Annotated in this window: 2 tRNA genes and 3 rRNA genes; all 5 read right to left on the minus strand. The window is 48.5% G+C overall.

The features are described from left to right. A 5S ribosomal RNA gene (gene rrf, locus LVY74_RS17415) occupies positions 1–107 on the minus strand; the annotation flags it as partial. Positions 108–319: 212 nt separating this feature from the next. Next, positions 320–3,212, minus strand: a 23S ribosomal RNA gene (locus LVY74_RS17420). Positions 3,213–3,587: 375 nt separating this feature from the next. Continuing rightward, positions 3,588–3,663 (minus strand) — tRNA-Ala (locus LVY74_RS17425). 34 nt (positions 3,664–3,697) lie between these two features. Beyond that, a tRNA-Ile gene (locus LVY74_RS17430) sits at positions 3,698–3,774 on the minus strand. A 60-nt stretch (positions 3,775–3,834) separates the two neighbouring features. After that, positions 3,835–5,371 (minus strand): 16S ribosomal RNA (locus tag LVY74_RS17435). Between the last annotated feature and the right edge of the window lie 179 nt (positions 5,372–5,550).

Raw genomic sequence — 5,550 nt, forward strand, 5'->3', positions numbered from 1 at the left:
ATGACTTACTCTCACATGGGTAACCCCACACTACCATCAGCGCTAAGAGGTTTCACTTCTGAGTTCGGGAAGGGATCAGGTGGTTCACTCTTGCTATTGTCGCCAGCACAACTGTTTATGGACTTGTTCAGGTTTTATGCTCAGATCATTTGATCTTATTGCTACCCTACTTGGTACCAAATGAGTTATTAACGGATTGGTTAATTGAGTCGAATTTTATGTTCTAGCGTTGACTAAATCAAGTTCTTTGTTTCAGATCAGGTTTAACTGATCTTTTATGAATCGATTTAAGCTTTATATACAACTGCTTGGGTGTTGTATAGTCAAGCCTCACGAGCAATTAGTATTGGTCAGCTTCATACGTCACCGTACTTCCACACCCAACCTATCAACGTCCTAGTCTCGAACGGCTCTTTAGAGGACATAAAGTCCTAGGGAAATCTTATCTTGAGGTAGGCTTCCCGCTTAGATGCTTTCAGCGGTTATCCCTTCCGAACATAGCTACCCGGCGATGCGACTGGCGTCACAACCGGTACACCAGAGGTTCGTCCACTCTGGTCCTCTCGTACTAGGAGCAGATCCTCTCAAATTTCCAGCGCCCACGGTAGATAGGGACCGAACTGTCTCACGACGTTCTAAACCCAGCTCGCGTACCTCTTTAAATGGCGAACAGCCATACCCTTGGGACCTGCTTCAGCCCCAGGATGAGATGAGCCGACATCGAGGTGCCAAACACCGCCGTCGATATGAACTCTTGGGCGGTATCAGCCTGTTATCCCCAGAGTACCTTTTATCCGTTGAGCGATGGCCCTTCCATACAGAACCACCGGATCACTAAGACCTACTTTCGTACCTGCTCGACTTGTGGGTCTCGCAGTTAAGCGCGCTTTTGCCTTTATACTCTACGCGTGATTTCCGACCACGCTGAGCGCACCTTCGTACTCCTCCGTTACTCTTTAGGAGGAGACCGCCCCAGTCAAACTACCCACCAGACATGGTCCTCGTCCCGGATAACGGGACAGAGTTAGAACCTCAACATTACCAGGGTGGTATTTCAAGGACGGCTCCATTGGAACTAGCGTTCCAACTTCAAAGCCTCCCACCTATCCTACACAAGTAAGGTCAAAGTTCAATGTCAAGCTGCAGTAAAGGTTCACGGGGTCTTTCCGTCTAGCCGCGGGTACACTGCATCTTCACAGCGATTTCGATTTCACTGAGCCTCTGCTGGAGACAGCGCCGCCATCATTATGCCATTCGTGCAGGTCGGAACTTACCCGACAAGGAATTTCGCTACCTTAGGACCGTTATAGTTACGGCCGCCGTTTACTGGGGCTTCGATCAAGAGCTTCGCTTACGCTAACCCCATCAATTAACCTTCCAGCACCGGGCAGGCATCACACCCTATACGTCCACTTTCGTGTTTGCAGAGTGCTATGTTTTTAATAAACAGTTGCAGCGGCCTGGTTTCTGTGGCTGCCAACAGCTCAGGGAGCAAGTCCCATCACCATCAGCAGCGTACCTTCTCCCGAAGTTACGGTACCATTTTGCCTAGTTCCTTCAGCAGAGTTCTCTCAAGCGCTTTGGTCTACTCGACCTGACCACCTGTGTCGGTTTAGGGTACGATTCCTGTGTAACTGAAGCTTAGAGACTTTTCTTGGAAGCATGGTATCAGCCACTTCACTGTACAAGTACAGCTTGCTATCAACTCTCAGCATAGAGCACCCCGGATTTGCCTAAGATGCATGCCTACTGTCTTTCACCTGGACAACCAACGCCAGGCTGACTTAACCTTCTCCGTCCTCTCATCGCATTACACAGAAGTATTGGAATATTAACCAATTTCCCATCGACTACGCCTTTCGGCCTCGCCTTAGGGGTCGACTCACCCAGCCCCGATTAACGTTGGACTGGAACCCTTGGTCTTTCAGCGAACGGGTTTTTCACCCGTTTTGTCGTTACTCACGTCAGCATTCGCACTTCTGATACCTCCAGCATGCTTCTCAACACACCTTCATCGGCTTACAGAACGCTCCCCTACCACTTGACTAATGTCAAATCCGCAGCTTCGGCACATAGTTTTAGCCCCGTTACATCTTCCGCGCAGGCCGACTCGACTAGTGAGCTATTACGCTTTCTTTAAAGGGTGGCTGCTTCTAAGCCAACCTCCTAGCTGTCTATGCCTTCCCACATCGTTTCCCACTTAACTATGATTTTGGGGCCTTAGCTGGCGGTCTGGATTGTTTTCCTCTTGACTACGGACGTTAGCACCCGCAGTCTGTCTCCCGGATAGTACTCATAGGTATTCGGAGTTTGCATCGGTTTGGTAAGTCGGGATGACCCCCTAGCCGAAACAGTGCTCTACCCCCTATGGTATTCGTCCGAGGCGCTACCTAAATAGCTTTCGGGGAGAACCAGCTATCACCGAGTTTGATTAGCCTTTCACCCCTATCCACAAGTCATCCCCCGGCTTTTCAACGACGGTGGGTTCGGTCCTCCAGTTAGTGTTACCCAACCTTCAACCTGCTCATGGATAGATCACCCGGTTTCGGGTCTATACCCAGCGACTAAAACGCCCTATTAAGACTCGATTTCTCTACGGCTCCCCTATACGGTTAACCTCGCCACTGAATATAAGTCGCTGACCCATTATACAAAAGGTACGCAGTCACACCACGAAGGTGCTCCCACTGCTTGTATGCATGCGGTTTCAGGATCTATTTCACTCCCCTCACAGGGGTTCTTTTCGCCTTTCCCTCACGGTACTGGTTCACTATCGGTCAGTCAGGAGTATTTAGCCTTGGAGGATGGTCCCCCCATATTCAGACAAGGTTTCACGTGCCTCGCCTTACTCGACATCATTATCTAAGCCCTTTCGTGTACAGGACTATCACCCGCTATGGTTGCACTTCCCAGAGCATTCCACTAAAACTTAGATAACTTAATGGGCTGATCCGCGTTCGCTCGCCGCTACTGACGGAATCTCAATTGATTTCTTTTCCTAAGGGTACTGAGATGTTTCACTTCCCCTCGTTCGCCTTGCATGACTATGTATTCATCATGCAATACCTACCTTATGGTAGGTGGGTTCCCCCATTCAGACATCTCCGGATCACAGGATATTTGCCGCCTCCCCGAAGCTTTTCGCAGGCTATCACGTCTTTCATCGCCTCTGACTGCCAAGGCATCCACCACATGCACTTAATTACTTGACTATACAACCCCAAACAGTCGTTAATCCTTACAAGTAAGATTAACAACAAGATCAACTAGTAAACTAGTCTTTCTCACAGTTAGAGTCTCGTGAACTTAATCACTGTACAGCTTCAATCTAATTCATATACCAAAACGCTTGATTCAGTTAATTTGCTAGTTCTCATCTCAATATACATTGATCAACAAGTTGCCTTGTAACGTATATTGTATGAGTGAACAATTTATTTCAGACTCAATTTTACCAATCTGTTAATGAGTTAATGTGTCCTCGTCGGATCACACTAATACCGTGATACTTAAATCACAGAAGTTAATAAATCGCTTTCGCTTATTTACTAATTTCTGCAATCTTTAGCTTTGTACTTAAAAGTACTTGGTGGAGACTAGGAGAGTCGAACTCCTGACCTCCTGCGTGCAAAGCAGGCGCTCTACCAACTAAGCTAAGTCCCCAGCTTATATCATCAATCTATATCGAACTTGTCTTTGGTGGGTCTGACAAGACTTGAACTTGTGACCCCACGCTTATCAAGCGTGTGCTCTAACCAACTGAGCTACAGACCCATTCGATATACCAGAAGAACAACTTGTTGTGGATTCTTACCAATCAATCCGTCTTTTCGTTAAGGAGGTGATCCAGCCGCAGGTTCCCCTACGGCTACCTTGTTACGACTTCACCCCAGTCATCGGCCACACCGTGGTAACCGCCCTCTTTGCAGTTAGGCTAGCTACTTCTGGTGCAACAAACTCCCATGGTGTGACGGGCGGTGTGTACAAGGCCCGGGAACGTATTCACCGCGGCATTCTGATCCGCGATTACTAGCGATTCCGACTTCATGGAGTCGAGTTGCAGACTCCAATCCGGACTACGATCGGCTTTTTGAGATTAGCATCACATCGCTGTGTAGCAACCCTTTGTACCGACCATTGTAGCACGTGTGTAGCCCTGGCCGTAAGGGCCATGATGACTTGACGTCGTCCCCGCCTTCCTCCAGTTTGTCACTGGCAGTATCCTTAAAGTTCCCATCCGAAATGCTGGCAAGTAAGGAAAAGGGTTGCGCTCGTTGCGGGACTTAACCCAACATCTCACGACACGAGCTGACGACAGCCATGCAGCACCTGTATCTAAGTTCCCGAAGGCACCAATCTATCTCTAGAAAGTTCTTAGTATGTCAAGGCCAGGTAAGGTTCTTCGCGTTGCATCGAATTAAACCACATGCTCCACCGCTTGTGCGGGCCCCCGTCAATTCATTTGAGTTTTAGTCTTGCGACCGTACTCCCCAGGCGGTCTACTTATCGCGTTAGCTGCGCCACTAAAGCCTCAAAGGCCCCAACGGCTAGTAGACATCGTTTACGGCATGGACTACCAGGGTATCTAATCCTGTTTGCTCCCCATGCTTTCGCACCTCAGCGTCAGTGTTAGGCCAGATGGCTGCCTTCGCCATCGGTATTCCTCCAGATCTCTACGCATTTCACCGCTACACCTGGAATTCTACCATCCTCTCCCACACTCTAGCCAACCAGTATCGAATGCAATTCCCAAGTTAAGCTCGGGGATTTCACATTTGACTTAATTAGCCGCCTACGCGCGCTTTACGCCCAGTAAATCCGATTAACGCTTGCACCCTCTGTATTACCGCGGCTGCTGGCACAGAGTTAGCCGGTGCTTATTCTGCGAGTAACGTCCAAGCTTCTAGGGTATTAACCTAGAGCTCCTCCTCCTCGCTTAAAGTGCTTTACAACCAAAAGGCCTTCTTCACACACGCGGCATGGCTGGATCAGGCTTCCGCCCATTGTCCAATATTCCCCACTGCTGCCTCCCGTAGGAGTCTGGGCCGTGTCTCAGTCCCAGTGTGGCGGATCATCCTCTCAGACCCGCTACAGATCGTCGCCTTGGTAGGCCTTTACCCCACCAACTAGCTAATCCGACTTAGGCTCATCTATTAGCGCAAGGTCCGAAGATCCCCTGCTTTCTCCCGTAGGACGTATGCGGTATTAGCGTTCCTTTCGAAACGTTGTCCCCCACTAATAGGCAGATTCCTAAGCATTACTCACCCGTCCGCCGCTAAGTCTTGGTGCAAGCACCAAAACTCCGCTCGACTTGCATGTGTTAAGCCTGCCGCCAGCGTTCAATCTGAGCCATGATCAAACTCTTCAGTTTAAAATCATTTGTACTTTACTAAAAGTACTAAATCTGGCTCATTAATCTTACTGACTAAAAATTCGCTCAAATAAACTTCGAGAAATTTCTACCAATTCAATCAATGAAATATATTTTCGACTGATCAACTAGTAAAAATCCACACAAGTTGTTCTTCCAATTCTCTTAATGATCTTCTT

This window comes from Acinetobacter sp. ME22 (genome assembly GCF_022012315.1).
Classification (GTDB): Bacteria; Pseudomonadota; Gammaproteobacteria; order Pseudomonadales; family Moraxellaceae; genus Acinetobacter; species Acinetobacter brisouii_A.